A 15703-nucleotide genomic window follows, 5' to 3' on the forward strand; every position below is an offset into this window, starting at 1 on the left:
TATCAAGAGTGTTCCAATGATTGTGAAGGTCCGCGCCGGTTGGCCGGCGCGGGAGACGTCAGATCACGTAGGACTTCAGCGGCTCGAAGCCGTTGAACGCCACCGCCGAATAAGTGGTGGTGTACGCGCCGGTGCCCTCGATCAGAACCTCGTCGCCGATCGAAAGCGAGATCGGCAGCGGATACATGTTCTTCTCGTACATGACATCAGCCGAATCGCAGGTCGGGCCGGCCAGCACGCAGGGCTCCATCTCGTCGGCATCATGGGCGGTGCGGATCGGGTAACGGATCGCTTCGTCCATGGTTTCGGCGAGACCGCCGAACTTGCCGATGTCGAGAAACACCCAGCGATGCGCGTCATTGTCCGACTTCTTCGAGATCAGCACGACTTCCGCCTTGATCACGCCGGCATTGCCGACCATGCCACGGCCCGGCTCGATGATGGTCTGCGGGATGTTGTTGCCGAAGTGCTTCTTCAGCGACGCATTGATCGCCTGACCATAAGCTTCTGCCGACGGAATGTCGCGCAGGTACTTGGTCGGGAATCCTCCACCCATGTTGACCATCTTCAGAACGATGCCCTGCTTGGCCAGCGAAGCGAAAACACGCTTGGCATCCGCAAGGGCGCCGTCCCAGGCATCGACCTTGGTCATCTGCGAACCGACATGGAACGAGACGCCAAAGGATTCGAGGCCGAGCTGGTGGGCGTAGACGAGAACGTCGACGGCCATCTGCGGCACGCAGCCGAACTTGCGGGAAAGCGGCCATTCGGCGCCTTCGCCATCGGTCAGGACGCGGCAGAACACGCGGGCGCCGGGAGCGGCACGGGAAATCTTCTCGACTTCCTCGTGGCTATCGACGGCATAGAGGTTCACACCGAGCGCGAACGCACGGGCGATGTCGCGTTCCTTCTTGATGGTGTTGCCGAAGGAGATGCGGTCGGCGGTGGCGCCGGCATCGAGAGCCATCTGGATTTCGGCAACGGAAGCGCAGTCGAAGTTCGAGCCGAGCGAGGCCAGGAGCTGGAGGATCTCCGGCGCCGGGTTCGCCTTGACTGCGTAGTAGATGGCGCTGTCCGGCAGGGCGTGACGGAAGGCACCGAAATTGTCGCGCACCACGTCGAGGTCGACCACGAGGCAGGGACCTTCCGGACGTCGGGTGTTGATGAAGTCGAGGATACGAGCAGAGGTCATCGGTCTTCCTTCCAAATTCCAAGCTTCCCGAAGCGGCAAGGCTTCGGATGGACAAAGGACGGCGAGACATCGCTCGAAACCAGTCGGTGGAGACACTGGTACCGTACGAACGCTCGACGCGCGAAACGATGGATGAACGCACTCTTGCCTGAGCGCATAAATCCGCTTTGTCTGCCATGGATTGGAGGGAGACCCTACCGCACTTCCGGCAATGATGGTGTGCCTCTTCAGTACCCCGGCTGATGGAAAGCCGGCAGAGAACCAGAAAGGCCCGCACCGTCGTTGCTTCAAGATGTCCTCGCATTTCCCGGTTGGCCGGAATAGCGACTGGAGGGGTTAGTTCCAGGTACCTTACCGATGACCTCACCTTAGGGATAAATCCCAGTTCGAGGGTCGGCGGACACCCACGGGCACGTGCGACTTTGGGCAACGACGCAGATAAGAAAAGTGAACGTCATAATCAAGAGGATTTTTTGCCCCTGGTTAATTTCGTTACGAACTATGCTATTCCTTGAACAATTCGCGGTGCACGTTCACAAATGTGGGACGAGCCAAGGGGCAAAAATGGATACACTGACAAGAATCAGAGCCTTCATCGACGTGGTCGAGGCGGAGGGCTTTTCTGCAGCCGCGCGCAAGACCGGGCGATCCAAGGCGTTGCTCTCGAAATATGTACGGGAACTGGAGGATGAACTCGGCGCGCTCCTCCTCAACCGCACGACCCGCCAGTTCTCGATGACCGAGGCGGGCCACATCTACTATCGCAGCGCCGCCGACATTCTCAAGGAAATCGAGAGCCTGGCGGACCTGGTGCGCGAGAACAACGCCGATCTCAAGGGACGGCTGAAGGTCTCGGTGCCGCGGACCTTCATCGATGCAGACATCGGACAGTCGCTGATCGATTTCGCGGTTGAGAACCCCGACCTGTCGCTCGACATCGTCGCGGAGGACCGATTCGTCGATCTCATTGAGGAAGGGTTCGATCTTGCGATTCGAATCACGCGACTTGAGGATTCCGGCCTCATTGCCCGAAAGCTCGCTGACTTCCGGATCTATGCCCTTGCAACACCGGATTTCGTAAAGAAGCACGGGCCGCTCGACCACCCGCAGGACCTTTCGCGCGTTCCGGTACTGATCGACACCAATTCCCGGGGACACAACACCGCCCGCTTCAACCTTCCCGATGGCGGCGGCGTCTCTGTTGCCGTCAACGGACCGATCGAGGTCAACAGCCCGCAAGCGACTCTGCGGGGGGCACGCGCCGGTCTCGGCGTCGCCATGATCCCAGACTTCATCGGGCGACCCTATGTCGACTCCGGCGAACTCATACCGTTGCTGGAGGACTTCCTCCCGAACGACCGGGGCATCTATGCGGTCTATCCGCATCGGCGCTACCTGCCGGCGAAGGTCCGGTCCTTCGTCGACTATCTTCATGCCTGGTTTCGCAAGAACACATAATTGCCAACACTCACCACTACCGAGAGCGAAGGACGGAATCACCGGCGGTTCTAGAGATGAAAAAAAACCGATTGCTGCTCGCACTCATCCTTGCCACGGCGCCATTGCCTGCGGCAGCCCACCCGCATGTCTTCGCCGAGGCGAGGCTGGAGATCGTCGCGGCAGATGACGGCACGGTACAGGAGCTTCGCAACGTCTGGCGCTTCGATGACATGTTCTCCTCCAGCGTCCTGATGGATTTCGACACGAACACGAACTTGAAGCTGGAGGAGAGCGAACTTCAGGAAATCAGCAACACGATCCACCAGTCGCTCGCGGACTACGACTACTTCACCTTCATCAATCACGACGGCAAGCCTGTCGAGATTGCCGCCCCGGACGTTCTCCACGCGGACTTCCAGGACAACCAGTTGCTGGTGATCTTTTCGGTGAAGCCGAAGGTCTCGCTGCCCGCCAGCGGCACGCTGTCGTTTGGCGTCTACGATCCGACTCTCTACACGGCAATCGACTTCACCGACGACACCCACATGGTTCTGGAAGGACCGGGCTTCGCCAAGTGCAAGCATCAGGTCATTCGGCCGGATGCGGACGAGGTCATCGCCCAGAACCAGGCGATGCTGACGGAAGCCTTCTTCGCTGACCCCGCCAACAACGACATGGGCAAGCTGTTCGCGACGCGCTTGGAGGTGACATGCTGAGCGGTCGGCGAGCAGTCTTGATCGCCGCTCTGATTTGCCTCGCCGTGCCTTCGGCTCAACAGGCCCTCGCGGCCTCGCCGCTCGGTATAGGCACCGCCGAGCCTTCGTTTCAGACCACCGGAATTTTTGGCGGCTTCCTCGCCTGGGTCAACGAACATCAGCAGGCCTTCTACCGTTCGCTGACGGGTGCGCTGAGAGAAATGCGCGATGATCCGGCGGCACTTTGGAGCCTGATCGGACTGTCTTTCGCCTATGGCATTTTTCACGCCGCCGGACCGGGCCATGGCAAGGCCGTCGTCTCATCCTACCTGCTGGCAAACGAAACCCAACTGAGGCGCGGCATAGCCATCTCCTTCGTCTCCGCCATGATGCAGGCGTTCGTCGCCATTGCCGTTGTGGTGACGGCCTACATCCTGCTGCGCGGTTCTTCCATAAAGATGACGGACGCGACCAATGGGTTGGAAATCGCAAGCTATGCCATGGTGGTGGCCTTCGGAACCTGGCTTCTCCTGAAAAAGCTCCAACCCTTGCTGCCGCGTCGCAAGGCGCTCGTCGGCGATGCTCTGTTCGCCAATTCCGAGGTGGCCACGCTTCCGTCCGGCGGCAGCGGACTGCGTTTCTCCGCTGTTGCTGTCGACCATGACCACAACGCCCTCGCCCCCGGTTCCATCTGCCCCGATTGTGGCGTTTCTCACCTGCCCGACCCATCAATGCTGCGGGGCGAGCGTTTCACCAGCAGGGAAGCTTGGTCGGCGATCGTGGCGGTCGGTCTCAGACCCTGCTCCGGGGCACTCCTGGTCCTCGCCTTTTCGGTGCTGAACGGCCTCTATCTCGGCGGCGTCCTGTCCGTCTTCGCCATGGCCCTCGGCACAGCGATCACGGTGTCGGCGCTGGCAATCATGGCCGTCTCCGCCAAAGGTCTTGCAATCCGGTTGACGGGTGCCGGCTCCGGCCTGTCGCGAAAGGTGGGCAACGCGATCGAAATCGGCGCGGCACTCCTCGTCATCCTTCTGGGCGGCACGCTGCTGATGGCCGCCCTTCAGGGTTGACCATTCTCAGCGCTTCTGAAAACGCGAGCGGACCCAGAAAATCATGAAGAAGGCCATGACCCCGAGAGCGCCCACCGCAACCGCAAGCGCCGGCGAATAATCGCCGATCCACAGCACCAGGCTCGGCAGAAAATAGAAAACGACGCCGACGACGAGGATGATGATCGCCGCGGCAATTGCAGACGACCGGTTGTTGTTTGACGTCTCGTTCACGTGGAAGCTCCGGAAAGCTGGTTACGGATATCGTCGAGGCGACGCTTCTGAACGCCGCCCGAGGTGAAGTTGTCGGGGGAAAGCCATTCCTCGAAGGCAGCTTTCAGGTCGGGCCACTCGCTATCGATCATCGAGAACCACGCGGTGTCGCGATTGGCGCCCTTGGAGATCACATGGTTACGGAAGACGCCCTCGAACGTGAACCCGTAGCGCCGAGCCGTCGTCTTAGAGGCCTCATTCTCGTTGTGGCACTTCCACTCGTAGCGGCGATAACCAAGATCGTCGAACACATGGCGCGCCATGAGATAATGCGCTTCCGTTGCCAGCGGCGTCCTGCTCATGGCCGGACCGTGCGCGACGCCACCCACCTCGACCACGCCGTTTGCAGGATCCGCCCGCATGTAGTTCGCCATGCCGACCACTTTGCCATCCGCCTTGTTGCGAAACACATGGGTGAGCCAACCGGCGTTCTTCATGGCATCGAGCCAGTTCCCGAAGTCGTCGAGATCCCTGAAGTCCGGCTGCGTGAAATACTTCAGAAGCGGGTTGATCCCAAAACCGCCAAGCCCCTCCCAGAGAGCCTGCAGGTGGCGCGCGCGCTCATAGGGCTCCACCACCACGAAACGCCCTTCGAGCGTTACCGGTGCCGGCGCCGGGGCCTTGTAGCTGGATAGATCGCGCATGGCCGTCTCCTCTTCACCAGAACGGATTAGGCCAGCCGCCCCCTAAAGGCAACTGGCCCGAGGCGCGGCGTCGACGTCACACCTTCGCAGCGGCGGCGACAGTCGCTTCGATGTGATCGACAAGCGCGTCCGGCAGGCCAAGCCGTCCGGCGAGCAGGTCGAGGTAGCCACGCTCGGCCCGGCCATCCGGCTCGATCGCCAGGCGGGAAGCCGTATAGAGTTCGACCTTCTGCTCTTCCGTCTTGGCGGACGCGATGAGGGCATCGAGGTCAGACGGACTGGCCAGTTCCTTTTCAATGAAGGCTTCGGCTTCGGCGCCCAGCCCCGACAATTGGATCTTGTCCATGATCCGCCCCCGCTCGGTCGCGTCGATGTGGCCATCCGCCTTGGCGGCGGCGATCATCGCCCTCACCAGCGCCAGAGCAAAATCCTCGGTTACCTGCGGCGACTGTGGACTAAATGGGGAATCGGTTGGAGGCGGCAACAGTTCGGGAAGGCTGTCGGTCGGGCCGGTGTCCGGTGAGTTGCCGGTCTTGTAGTTGCGATAGGCCAGGTAGCCGAGCCCTGCAATTGCGGCAAGACCACCGAGCTTGACCGCACTGCCGGTCAAGTTGCGACCGGCCTTCGTGCCGAGAAGGACCGCGGCCAGCGCACCGCTCGCCAGCGGATTTTTCTTCGCGAGATCGAGCGCGCTGCCGGCCGTACCTTTTACTGTTCCCTGCGTTCCCGGAATCTGCGATCCCAAAAATTGATCCAGTAGCTTCTTGGCATCGAACATCGCGTTCTCCCTGCGTGCGTTTTCACGAGCAAGATAAGAACGCGACCTCCGAATTACAAAGAAACCGCTCTCAACAAAAAGGTGATCAGCCGGAGAGAGCCGCAGCTTCAGCCGCAAGCTTGGTAATGCCCGCCCAGTCTCCTGCCGCGACGAGTTCCTTGGGCGCGACCCAGGAGCCGCCGACGCAGACCACATTTGGCAGCGACAGATAGTCCTTGGCGTTTTTCAGCGAAATGCCACCGGTGGGGCAGAACATGGTGCCGGCGAGCGGAGACGACAGCGACTTGAGATAAGCCGCACCGCCGGCCTGCTCGGCCGGGAAGAACTTGAGCACGTCGTAACCTGCCGCGCGAAGCGCCATCACCTCGCTTGCGGTCGCGGCACCCGGCAGCAGCGGCACTGGCGATGCGGCAGCGGTATCCAGCAGTTCCTTCGTCGTACCGGGGCTGACGATGAATTCCGCACCCGCCTTTACCGCGGCCTCGAAATGCGCGGGATTGAGGATCGTGCCGGCACCGGAGACGGCCCCCTCCACTTCCTGTGCAACCAACCGCACGGCTTCGAGCGCCGCCGGCGTCCGCATGGTGATCTCGATCGCCTTCAAGCCACCGGCGACCAGCGCCTTTGCGAGCGGCACGGCTGTCGCAGCGTCTTCCACGATCAAAACAGGCACGACCGGCTGCAGTTTCAGCACGGAAAGGAGCTTTTCGGTCTTGGAAGTCATGGCGACGCCCTTCTTAAAACGATTGAAATTGGCCAAGGATTAGCCCGCGCCAGTCTCGTTGTCGAGACAAATGCGCGCTGCGCGGCGCAACCGATTTGCCTGTGCCGCGTTTTCGGCTAAGCTTCTTCTAGTGCCGGACCGGGACAGGACGGGTAAGTGTAATGGCCAAGGAAATCGAACGCAAATTCCTCGTCGTCGATGACAGTTGGAGGGCGGCGGTGAAAACGGCGACCGCCCTGCGCCAGGCCTACATCGCAAGCAGCGACGACCGCTCCGTTCGCATTCGCACCCGCGACGACACCTCCGCGAGATTGACGATCAAGATCGGAAAATCGGCTCTGGTGCGGGACGAATTCGAGTATGATATTCCCATGGCCGATGCACGCGAGATGATGCAGCTCGCGCTCGGAAACATCATCGAAAAGGTGCGCTACACCGTCGATGTCGCAGGCTTTCTCTGGGAAATCGATGTCTTTGAAGGCCCCTATCGCGGTCTCGTGATCGCCGAAGTGGAACTCGCGTCCGAAGCTGATCGTCCGACGATACCGAAGTGGGTTGGCCGCGAGGTCACCGGTGACCGCCGATACTCCAATCAGGGACTGGCTAACGAGCGCCTGAAGCCGGAATTGGTTCATGCCCTACCGAATTAGGCCGCGGCACGCCTTTGCGAAGGAAATCCGGCGCATAGTCAAAAGCCAGTTGGAAAAAGCCGTCGAGGTACTCGAGCAGCAGCCAAGCGGAATCCATGAAGCCGTCCACGAGGCCCGCAAGAAGTTCAAGCGGGTCCGTGGCTTGTACAGACTGGTGGCGCGAGGACGCGGTGATTTCCGACGCATTGAAAACGCGCGTCTGCGCGACACGGCACGAGCCCTCTCTGCGGTCCGGGATGCCGGTGCGCTCGTCGAAACGGTGAGCCAGCTCGAAGCCCGTTGCAAGACCGAGGGAGAGAGCCAGGCCGTCGCAGCGACGCTGCAGGCCCTGAGGGACCGTCGTGACAGGATTGCCGCAGCAGAAACCGGCCTGTCATCCAAGGTCGCGACCGCAATAGCGGAAAGCCGACAGGCTATCGATGCGATAAACAGCCTTGAGCTGGAGGACGCACCGCGCGACGCCGCCCGGCATCTGAAGAAAGCCTGGACGAAGACGCTTGCTGGCGCACACGAGGCGCTCGACGGGTGCCATCATCTGGCAGACCCCGAAAAGTTTCACGAACTCCGCAAGTCCGCGCAGACCTACTGGATGTGCCTTTCACTGCTGCGCGACATATGGCCTTCCGCGATACGCGCCAAGCGGACGGAGGCAAAGGCATTGGTCGATGCCCTTGGTCACGAGCACGATATCTCGATCCTGGCAACCGTGCTCGATGAGGAGCCGGGTTTGCTGGGCGATGAGGAGCTTTCACATCTCCTCAGCCTCATCATCCGGTCCCAGCAGGAAATCCGCCAGTCCGCCTTGGCCATGGCTGACCGCGTATTTGCCGACGAGCCGAAGATGGAAGCCAGGGTCATCGCGAAACTCTGGAGTCTTGCATCCAAAAACGAAAGCTAAATACTGACACATAATGTCAGCATGCATCTGCTATATCGATGCATATGAGCCGTTCCGTCCGCCTTCTCGACCTGCTGCAGATCCTGCGCCGCCATCGCCAGGCGGTGAGCGGGCAGGTTTTGGCCGACGAACTCGGGATTTCGCTGCGCACCCTTTACCGGGACATCTCCGCGCTGCAGGCCCAGGGCGCCGATATCGAAGGCGAACCCGGGGTAGGCTACATGCTCCGCCCCGGCTACATGCTGCCGCCGCTGATGTTTTCCGTCGAGGAGATCGAAGCGCTGGTGCTGGGATCGCGCTGGGTCTCCAGCCGTGCCGACAACGAGCTGAACGAGGCCGCCCGCAATGCGCTTGCCAAGATCGAGGCGGTGCTGCCCTCCGACCTTCGCAACCACCTGCACAATTCCGGCCTTCTGGTTTACCCCGGCGACGGTGTCGGCGACGGCATCATCGACGTTGCGCTGGTGCGCCGGGCGATCCGCGAGGAACGCAAGCTCGATATCGGCTACAAGGACGTCAACGACCGGGAGAGCGAGCGTACGATCTGGCCGATCGCTCTGGGCTACTTCGAGAAGCAACGTATCATCGTTGGCTGGTGCGAACTTCGCCAGGCCTTCCGCCATTTCCGCACAGATCGCGTGGTTCGGCTTGATGCGATCGCAGACCGTTACCCCCGCCGCCGGACACAATTGCTCAAGGAGTGGCGCAGCGCGCTGGAGAGCAATCATGGGCATACATACTGAATGTATGTAAATTTGACAAAGCGCAAAGCGAAGCGGAACGGCGGATTTTAAGCCTTCGGCGATTGCGAAAAGCCCGGCCAGACTGTATTTCCGGCGCATGACCGACAGCCTTCAATCCATCCGCCATGAAGAAGGCGGCGCGTTTCTCGTCGCCGCGCTCTATCACTTTGTCCGTTTTCCGGAATTCGAAAGCTTCCGCGAGCCGCTTCTGGCACTTTGTCGCGAGACCGGTGTGAAGGGTACTCTGTTGCTGGCGGCGGAAGGCATAAACGGCACGATTGCCGGTACCGACGAGGGTATCGGACGGGTTCTCGCGTTCATCCGCGCCCGGCCGGAATTTGCCGCTCTGGTGCACAAGGAAAGCAGGGCCTCCAAAATGCCCTTCCTGCGCATGAAGGTGCGTCTGAAGCGGGAGATTGTGACAATGGGCGTCGAGGGCATCGACCCCAACAAGGTGGTCGGCACCTATGTCGAGCCGAAGGACTGGAACGCATTGATCTCCGATCCGGAAACCATCGTGATCGACACCCGCAACGACTACGAAACCGCGATCGGCATCTTCAAGGGCGCGATCGATCCCAACATCAAGACATTCCGCGACTTCCCCGACTGGGTCCGCAACAATCCCGGCCTTCACAACAAGCCGAAGATCGCGATGTACTGCACCGGCGGCATCCGCTGCGAGAAGTCCACCGCCTTTGCCAAGGAACTGGGCTTTGACGAGGTCTACCATCTGAAGGGCGGCATCCTGAAATATCTGGAGGAAGTGCCGCCCGAGGAAAGCCTCTGGGAAGGCGCCTGCTTCGTCTTCGATGATCGCGTCTCCGTCACGCATGGGCTCGCAGAAGGCGAACACAAACTCTGCCATGCCTGCCGCTATCCGCTGACCGCAGAAGAGGTAACCTCCCCTCTATTCGAGGAAGGCGTCACATGCCCGCATTGCTACAATGAGCGGACGGACGAGGATCGGCAGCGCTATCGCCAGCGGCAGGCGCAGATCGAACTTGCGAAGAAGCGCGGCGAGAAGCATCTCGGAAGCTGAAATCAGGCTGTGACGGCCCGCATGTCACGCGCTGACTCAGGCGCAGGAGTGACCTTGTGCCGGGCCTTCACGTTTTCGACCTCGTCGCGCAGCAATTCAAATGCAACGATCGCCTTGTGCTGCTCCGGCGTCAGCGACTGCCTGTCCAATTGCTCGATCAGCACCGCCATGGCATCACTGATCTGACCGATCTGCCGCCCGTAGCTCGCAACATCGCGCACCACTTCCGCCTCGATGTCCGGATCGGCCGAAGGACCGAGATCGATCTTCAGGTTAAGCAGGCCGAACTGCGAGGCTGCCGGAGAAAACACCCAGGTCCAGGGATTGATCGTCTGCGTGACATCGCCCGATAGCGGCAATTGAAAACGTGCCATGTCGCCCTCCACAACCGAAGGACGTATAATCCGCTGTTATCCCGCAAAACACAAGAGGCATCCGCTTGCACGGATGCCTCTTCCAATCGATGACGTGTTGTCGACTTACCAGGCGGGAACAACCGCACCCTTGAACTCAGCCGCGATGAAGTCCTTAACCGGCTGGCTGTGATAGGCCTCGACCAGAGTCTTGACCCACTCGGCATCCTTGTCCACTGCGCGAACGGCGATCACGTTGATATAGGGGGCCTTCTCGCTCTCGCGGGCGATCGGGTCCTTGCCCGGGTCGAGGCCGGCCTCGAGCGCGTAGTTCGTATTGATGACCGATGCATCGACGTCATCCAGGCTGCGCGGCAGCTGAGCGGCGTCGAGTTCGGCGAACTCAAGGTTCTTGGGATTTTCGGTGACGTCAGCCGGACCGACCTTCAAACCGGCCTCAGCGTTCAGCTTGATCAGGCCCTTGTCGGCGAGGATCAGCAGTGCCCGGCCGCCATTGGTCGGATCGTTCGGGATCGAGATGGTCGCACCGTCGGCGAGTTCCCCAAGGCTCTTCAGCTTCTTGGAGTAGATACCCATCGGGAAGTTGACGGTCTGGGCGACGCTGACAAGCTCAAAGCCACGATCCGCGACCTGGTTGTCGAGATAGGGCTGATGCTGAAAGGAATTCGCCTGCAGGTCGCCGTCGGCCAGCGCCTGATTAGGCACGACATAATCCGAAAACTCCAGGATTTCGAGATCGAGGCCCTTCTCGGCCGCGACTTCTTTCACCTTCTCCATGATCTGCGCATGGGGGCCGGGCGTGACGCCGATCTTGATAGTTTCCGCGAACGCGGCTCCGGCCGAAAAGATGGCAGCGAGCGAGGCTGCCAGAACGAGAGTCTTCATGATGGTCTCCTTGGTTTCCTGTTTTTCCTTGGGAGGGAATTCAGTTTTTGCGATTTCGCTTGTCGAAGCGTCGCGCCAGCGCGTCTCCGGCGCTCTGCACCGCCTGGACCAGCAGGATCAGCACCACGACGACCGCCAGCATGACCTCGGGCATGAAGCGCTGATAGCCGTACCGGATGCCGAGATCGCCGAGCCCTCCGCCACCGACGGCGCCGACCATCGCCGAATAACCGATCAGGCTGACAATCGTCATCGTCAGTGCCAGCGTGATGCCGGGCCGGGCTTCGGCAAGCAGCACCTTGAAAACGATCTGGGTCGGCGTGGCGCCCATCGCCCTGGCCGCTTCGATCAGCCCCTTGTCGATCTCGCGGATCGCCGCCTCCACCAACCGGGCGAAGAACGGAATGGTGGCAATCGTCAGCGGCACGATCGCTGCGGACGTCCCGATGGACGTGCCCGTGACGAAACGCGTGAACGGAATGATGGCGACGACAAGGATGATGAAGGGTGTCGAGCGCGCCGCATTGACGATCAGGCCGATAATCCGGTTGGTGGTGGGCGCAGGGAACAGTTCCCCCTTGCCGCTGGTCGCCAGGAACACGCCAATCGGCAATCCGATAAGCGAACCCAGCAGTCCGGCTATGGCGACCATCTGCAACGTCTGCAGCAAGGCCTTAGTCAGTAACGAAATGAGCATCTCAAGCGCCATAGCCGAGCACCTCCCTCGTCAGGCCGGTTTCGGCATAGAATTGCTCGGCGCGCTGCACGACATCCGTTGCTGCGGAATACGACACCACCAGCGAGCCGAACGGTTCGCCCGCGATTTCGTCAATCGTACCTGCCATGATGTTGACGTCCGGACCGATGCGCTCGACCAGCTTTGCGGTGAGCGGCTGGAAAGCCGTTTCGCCAAAGAAGACCAGCCGCACGAACACCCGATCCCCCGCCGCTGGCTCCGGCTTGATCGCCGACGTCACCCATTCCGGCAGTTTGATGCCGAGCGAAGCGGACAGCAGTGACTTCGTTGTCTCGTGCCGGGGGCGGGTAAAGACGTCGAAGGTCCGCCCGCGTTCCACGATGAGGCCCTTGTCGATCACTGCGACTTCGGAGGCGATGGTTTTCACCACTTCCATCTCGTGCGTGATCAGCAACACGGTAAGATCGAGCTCCCGGTTGATCCGCTTGATGAGATCGAGGATCGACTGCGTCGTCTCCGGATCGAGCGCCGACGTCGCCTCGTCCGAAAGAAGCAGCTTAGGCTCGGTCGCCAGTGCCCGGGCAATACCGACGCGCTGTTTCTGGCCGCCGGAGAGTTCCGCCGGGTAGCGCCCGGTTTTGTCGGAAAGCCCAACGAGCTCCAACAACGGGTCCACCCGCGCACGAATGGCATCGCGATCCATGCCGGCGATTTCGAGCGGCAGCGCGACATTGTCGAACACGGTTCGCGAGGACAGCAGGTTGAAGTGCTGGAAGATCATTCCGACCTGGCGGCGCAGCTGGCGAAGTCCCTGCTCCGTCAGTCCGCCGACATCGACGCCATCGACAAGAATGGTGCCTGATGTCGCGACCTCCAACCCGTTGACGAGCCGGATCAGCGTCGACTTGCCCGCTCCCGAACGACCGATGATGCCGGTGATCGAACCTTTGGGGACCGTATAGTCGATACCGGCCAGCGCCGTGAACTCACCCTGTCCGCCACGATCGGCAAAGAGCTTGGTGACACCGCGAAACGACACCATGGCAGGCGCCGTCACTGCCGACGAGAAATCGGCGGCGCCATCAGGCGCCGGCTGCGTGATATGTTCTGTGAGAGGCATGCGAAACTCGTTTTCGGTGCCGCGAGGAGCGGCAAGATCAGGGCGTGGCTCGGTTCAGATCGAGCGACACATTCGACGCATGAAACGCCGTGCTGACATCCCTGATATTCCTTTCGCCGAGGCTGGCTGCACCAGCGCCACGTAATGACTGTGCCGCTTATTGCACTGCGGTGAAACGAATCCCAGAAATGACATTCTCGAAATTGGGCAATATCGGAAAAATCTTCCGATATGTCGCCAACGACCTGATAACCGGTCAGGCAGCCAGGAAAACCGGTTCGGGGAAAATCTCGAAACCGGGCTTCGCAAGCAGGTATCCCTGAAACAGCGTGACACCGAGGTCCTGGAGCGCGCGGAGTTCTCCTTCGGTTTCGATGCCCTCACAGACCGGGATGATGCCGAATTCGCCGAGCATGGCCAGCGTGTGCTTGACGACAACACGGCGCGCCGGGTCCGTGTCGATACCCCGGATCAGGTCCATGTCCAGCTTGACGATGTCAGGCTGGAACCGTGCGAGCAGATTGAGGCCGGCGTGACCGGCACCGAAATCGTCGATCGCGGTCTTGAAGCCGATGGATCGGTAGGTGAACAGGATGTTGAGGACATGCTCGGTGTTGATCCGCTCACTTTCCGTGAATTCGAAAATGATGCGCTCGGGCGCGAAGCCAACCCGCTCGGCCGTTTCAAGCGTCAGGCGGATGCAGGCGCGCGGTTCGTAGACGGCATTCGGCATGAAGTTGATCGACAGCTTCTCCTGTCGCTCGGGCGACGACAGTGCCGCGGCAAGTTCGATCGCCTTCACCCTGCATTGCTGATCAAAGGCGTAGCGGTTCGTCTCCGTCACCCCCGACAGGATACTGCCGGCGCTTTCCCCGGCAAGCCCGCGGACCAACGCCTCCTGAGCGAAAATCGTCCCATTTGTGATATTGACGATCGGCTGAAAAGCCATCGAAAAGGAAAGATCCAGACCGGACCCATTCCTGCATCCTTCGCATGCGACAGCCATTGCAACCTCTTTTGCGGATAGGCAAAACAGATTACGGAAGAACCGGTTAAGTCTTGCCTAAGCCGGCTCCGAGGACCTGTGGTTTCCTTTCGGAAACTCTGACGCGAGCGCGCTATACCACTTGCCGCTCTTCTTGATGATGCGTTCCTGGGTCTCGTAGTCAACATAGACGAGGCCGAAGCGCATCCGGTAGCCTTCGGCCCATTCGAAATTGTCCATCAGGCTCCAGGCAAAATACCCGCGCATTGGGATGCCCTCCTGGATGAGGTCCGCGACCATGCCAAGGTGTTCGACATAGTAGTCAAGGCGCGGTTGGTCATCCACCTCGCCGCCTTCCGGCCCCATGTTGTAGCAGGCGCCGTTTTCGGTGATGTAGCATTCGGGCAGGTCGTAGCGGTCGTAGAGACCTTTGACGAGCGACTTCAGCGCCGGCGCATAGACTTCCCAGCCGATGTCGGTCTTAACCTTGGAAACGGGAGGTGCCCCTGCGGTCGCAGGGAACTCGGCGCCGGGTGTGGGATCGTCCGCCACGCGCATCGGCGTATAGTAATTCAGCCCCCACCAGTCGATCTTCTGGCTGATGACCTCAAGATCGCCCTCCTCGATGACGGGCATGCGATCACCCAGCGCAGACATGAAGTCGTCGGGATAATGGCCATTGATGATCGGGTCGAAGAACACCCCGTTGTGGAACTGGAACGCCCGTTCGGCGGCGGCCTTGTCGGCCTCGCTGTCGGAACCGGCGATAACCTCGTGCGCATTGAGAACGATACCCGCCGGCACCTGCGGCGCCACCTGGCGGATCGCGTCCAGGCCAAGCCCATGGGCGAGATTGGTGTAGTGGAGGGCATGCAGCGCCGCGTCCATGTTCTTCTCACCGGGCGCATGGATGCCGTAGAGGTGCGACAGCCACACCGAACACCAGGGCTCGTTGAACGTAGCGACTGCATCGAGACGGTCACCCAGACGAGCCATGACGACCTTGGCATAGCGCTGGAAGGCATAGGCCGTGGACCGTCCCGTCCAGCCACCTTCGCCCATCAGCGCGAGCGGCAGGTCCCAGTGGTAGAGCGTCGCGTAAGCCTTGATGCCGCGCGCCTGCAAACCGTCCACCAGTTTGTCGTAGAAGTCGAGGCCGGCCTCGTTGATCCGTCCCGTCCCCTCCGGAATGATCCGCGGCCAGGCGATCGAGAAGCGATAGGCCGAGGCGCCCATCTCCTTCATCATGTCCAGATCCTGCTCCCACCGATGATAGTGATCGCAGGCGACCTCACCGCTGTGCCGGCCATAGACGCGTCCCGGCATGGCGCAGAACGCGTCCCAGATGGAAGGCTTGCGACCATCCTCTTTGGAGGCCCCCTCGATCTGGAACGAGGCGGTGGCGACGCCGAAGACGAAGTCTCCGGGAAAACGGTCGGCGAATTGCTTCGGATCGATCATGATCTGCTCTCCTGCGCTCGCGGCGCAGCAGCGCCTGCGCTTCATTGGGATCC

18 protein-coding genes are annotated in these 15703 nt (G+C 60.8%); 7 read left to right on the plus strand and 11 right to left on the minus strand.

Translation table 11 applies throughout. From position 1 onward, the window contains the following. Nucleotides 1–58: 58 nt before the first annotated feature. Nucleotides 59–1192, minus strand: coding sequence for an ornithine/lysine decarboxylase (gene odc2, locus J5J09_RS19975; protein WP_208553984.1), 1134 nt, complete (start codon nucleotides 1190–1192; stop codon nucleotides 59–61). A 564-nt stretch (nucleotides 1193–1756) separates the two neighbouring features. On the opposite strand from odc2, the gene J5J09_RS19980 reads away from it, so the two are divergent. The 3 genes from J5J09_RS19980 to J5J09_RS19990 are packed head-to-tail and all read left to right on the plus strand — an operon-like array spanning nucleotide 1757 to nucleotide 4397. After that, nucleotides 1757–2650 carry a LysR family transcriptional regulator gene (locus tag J5J09_RS19980; RefSeq protein WP_208553985.1) on the plus strand — a complete coding sequence of 298 codons (894 nt, stop codon included), beginning with the start codon at nucleotides 1757–1759 and terminating at the stop codon, nucleotides 2648–2650. A gap of 56 nt (nucleotides 2651–2706) precedes the next feature. Beyond that, complete coding sequence (locus J5J09_RS19985; protein WP_208553986.1) at nucleotides 2707–3348, plus strand: DUF1007 family protein; 642 nt, start codon at nucleotides 2707–2709, stop codon at nucleotides 3346–3348. After that, nucleotides 3342–4397, plus strand: coding sequence for a nickel/cobalt transporter (locus tag J5J09_RS19990; protein WP_208553987.1), 1056 nt, complete (start codon nucleotides 3342–3344; stop codon nucleotides 4395–4397). Before J5J09_RS19985 ends, J5J09_RS19990 begins: the two co-directional genes overlap by 7 nt. Nucleotides 4398–4403: 6 nt before the next feature. Here the strand turns inward: J5J09_RS19990 and J5J09_RS19995 are convergent, their stop codons facing one another. The 4 genes from J5J09_RS19995 to J5J09_RS20010 form a co-directional block, all read right to left on the minus strand. Then, on the minus strand, nucleotides 4404–4610 hold the full coding sequence (locus tag J5J09_RS19995; RefSeq protein ID WP_208553988.1) for a hypothetical protein: 207 nt from the start codon (nucleotides 4608–4610) through the stop codon (nucleotides 4404–4406). Further along, nucleotides 4607–5293, minus strand: a complete 687-nt coding sequence (locus J5J09_RS20000) for a GNAT family protein (protein WP_208553989.1) — start codon at nucleotides 5291–5293, stop codon at nucleotides 4607–4609. Before J5J09_RS20000 ends, J5J09_RS19995 begins: the two co-directional genes overlap by 4 nt. 76 nt (nucleotides 5294–5369) lie before the next feature. Beyond that, nucleotides 5370–6071: a tellurite resistance TerB family protein gene (locus J5J09_RS20005; RefSeq protein ID WP_208554455.1), complete on the minus strand. Its 702-nt coding sequence runs from the start codon at nucleotides 6069–6071 to the stop codon at nucleotides 5370–5372. 85 nt (nucleotides 6072–6156) lie between these two features. Continuing rightward, the gene (locus J5J09_RS20010) at nucleotides 6157–6795 is read right to left on the minus strand and encodes a 2-dehydro-3-deoxy-phosphogluconate aldolase (RefSeq protein WP_208553990.1); all 639 of its coding nucleotides are present in this window, start codon (nucleotides 6793–6795) and stop codon (nucleotides 6157–6159) included. Between the two features lie 161 nt (nucleotides 6796–6956). Between J5J09_RS20010 and J5J09_RS20015 the strand changes: the two genes are divergently transcribed. From J5J09_RS20015 to J5J09_RS20030, 4 genes are all read left to right on the plus strand, one after another. After that, the gene (locus tag J5J09_RS20015; protein WP_208553991.1) at nucleotides 6957–7445 is read left to right on the plus strand and encodes a CYTH domain-containing protein; all 489 of its coding nucleotides are present in this window, start codon (nucleotides 6957–6959) and stop codon (nucleotides 7443–7445) included. Further along, nucleotides 7429–8343 carry a CHAD domain-containing protein gene (locus tag J5J09_RS20020; RefSeq protein WP_208553992.1) on the plus strand — a complete coding sequence of 305 codons (915 nt, stop codon included), beginning with the start codon at nucleotides 7429–7431 and terminating at the stop codon, nucleotides 8341–8343. Before J5J09_RS20015 ends, J5J09_RS20020 begins: the two co-directional genes overlap by 17 nt. A 44-nt stretch (nucleotides 8344–8387) precedes the next feature. Then, the gene (locus tag J5J09_RS20025) at nucleotides 8388–9086 is read left to right on the plus strand and encodes a YafY family protein (protein ID WP_208553993.1); all 699 of its coding nucleotides are present in this window, start codon (nucleotides 8388–8390) and stop codon (nucleotides 9084–9086) included. A gap of 97 nt (nucleotides 9087–9183) precedes the next feature. Then, nucleotides 9184–10128 carry a rhodanese-related sulfurtransferase gene (locus J5J09_RS20030; protein ID WP_208553994.1) on the plus strand — a complete coding sequence of 315 codons (945 nt, stop codon included), beginning with the start codon at nucleotides 9184–9186 and terminating at the stop codon, nucleotides 10126–10128. Between the two features lie 2 nt (nucleotides 10129–10130). On the opposite strand, the gene J5J09_RS20035 is transcribed toward J5J09_RS20030, so the two are convergent. The 6 genes from J5J09_RS20035 to J5J09_RS20060 form a co-directional block, all read right to left on the minus strand. Continuing rightward, nucleotides 10131–10502, minus strand: a complete 372-nt coding sequence (locus tag J5J09_RS20035; protein ID WP_208553995.1) for a hypothetical protein — start codon at nucleotides 10500–10502, stop codon at nucleotides 10131–10133. 105 nt (nucleotides 10503–10607) lie between these two features. Beyond that, nucleotides 10608–11387, minus strand: a complete 780-nt coding sequence (locus J5J09_RS20040) for a MetQ/NlpA family ABC transporter substrate-binding protein (RefSeq protein WP_208553996.1) — start codon at nucleotides 11385–11387, stop codon at nucleotides 10608–10610. A 40-nt stretch (nucleotides 11388–11427) separates the two neighbouring features. Then, nucleotides 11428–12096: a methionine ABC transporter permease gene (locus tag J5J09_RS20045; RefSeq protein ID WP_208553997.1), complete on the minus strand. Its 669-nt coding sequence runs from the start codon at nucleotides 12094–12096 to the stop codon at nucleotides 11428–11430. Next, complete coding sequence (locus tag J5J09_RS20050; protein ID WP_208554456.1) at nucleotides 12086–13126, minus strand: methionine ABC transporter ATP-binding protein; 1041 nt, start codon at nucleotides 13124–13126, stop codon at nucleotides 12086–12088. Before J5J09_RS20050 ends, J5J09_RS20045 begins: the two co-directional genes overlap by 11 nt. A 334-nt stretch (nucleotides 13127–13460) precedes the next feature. Beyond that, nucleotides 13461–14153, minus strand: a complete 693-nt coding sequence (locus tag J5J09_RS20055; RefSeq protein WP_246746025.1) for an EAL domain-containing protein — start codon at nucleotides 14151–14153, stop codon at nucleotides 13461–13463. A 114-nt stretch (nucleotides 14154–14267) separates the two neighbouring features. Continuing rightward, nucleotides 14268–15650: a GH1 family beta-glucosidase gene (locus tag J5J09_RS20060; RefSeq protein WP_208553999.1), complete on the minus strand. Its 1383-nt coding sequence runs from the start codon at nucleotides 15648–15650 to the stop codon at nucleotides 14268–14270. Nucleotides 15651–15703: the final 53 nt, after the last annotated feature.

This window comes from Ciceribacter sp. L1K22, from assembly GCF_017599385.1.
Classification (GTDB): domain Bacteria; phylum Pseudomonadota; class Alphaproteobacteria; order Rhizobiales; family Rhizobiaceae; genus Allorhizobium.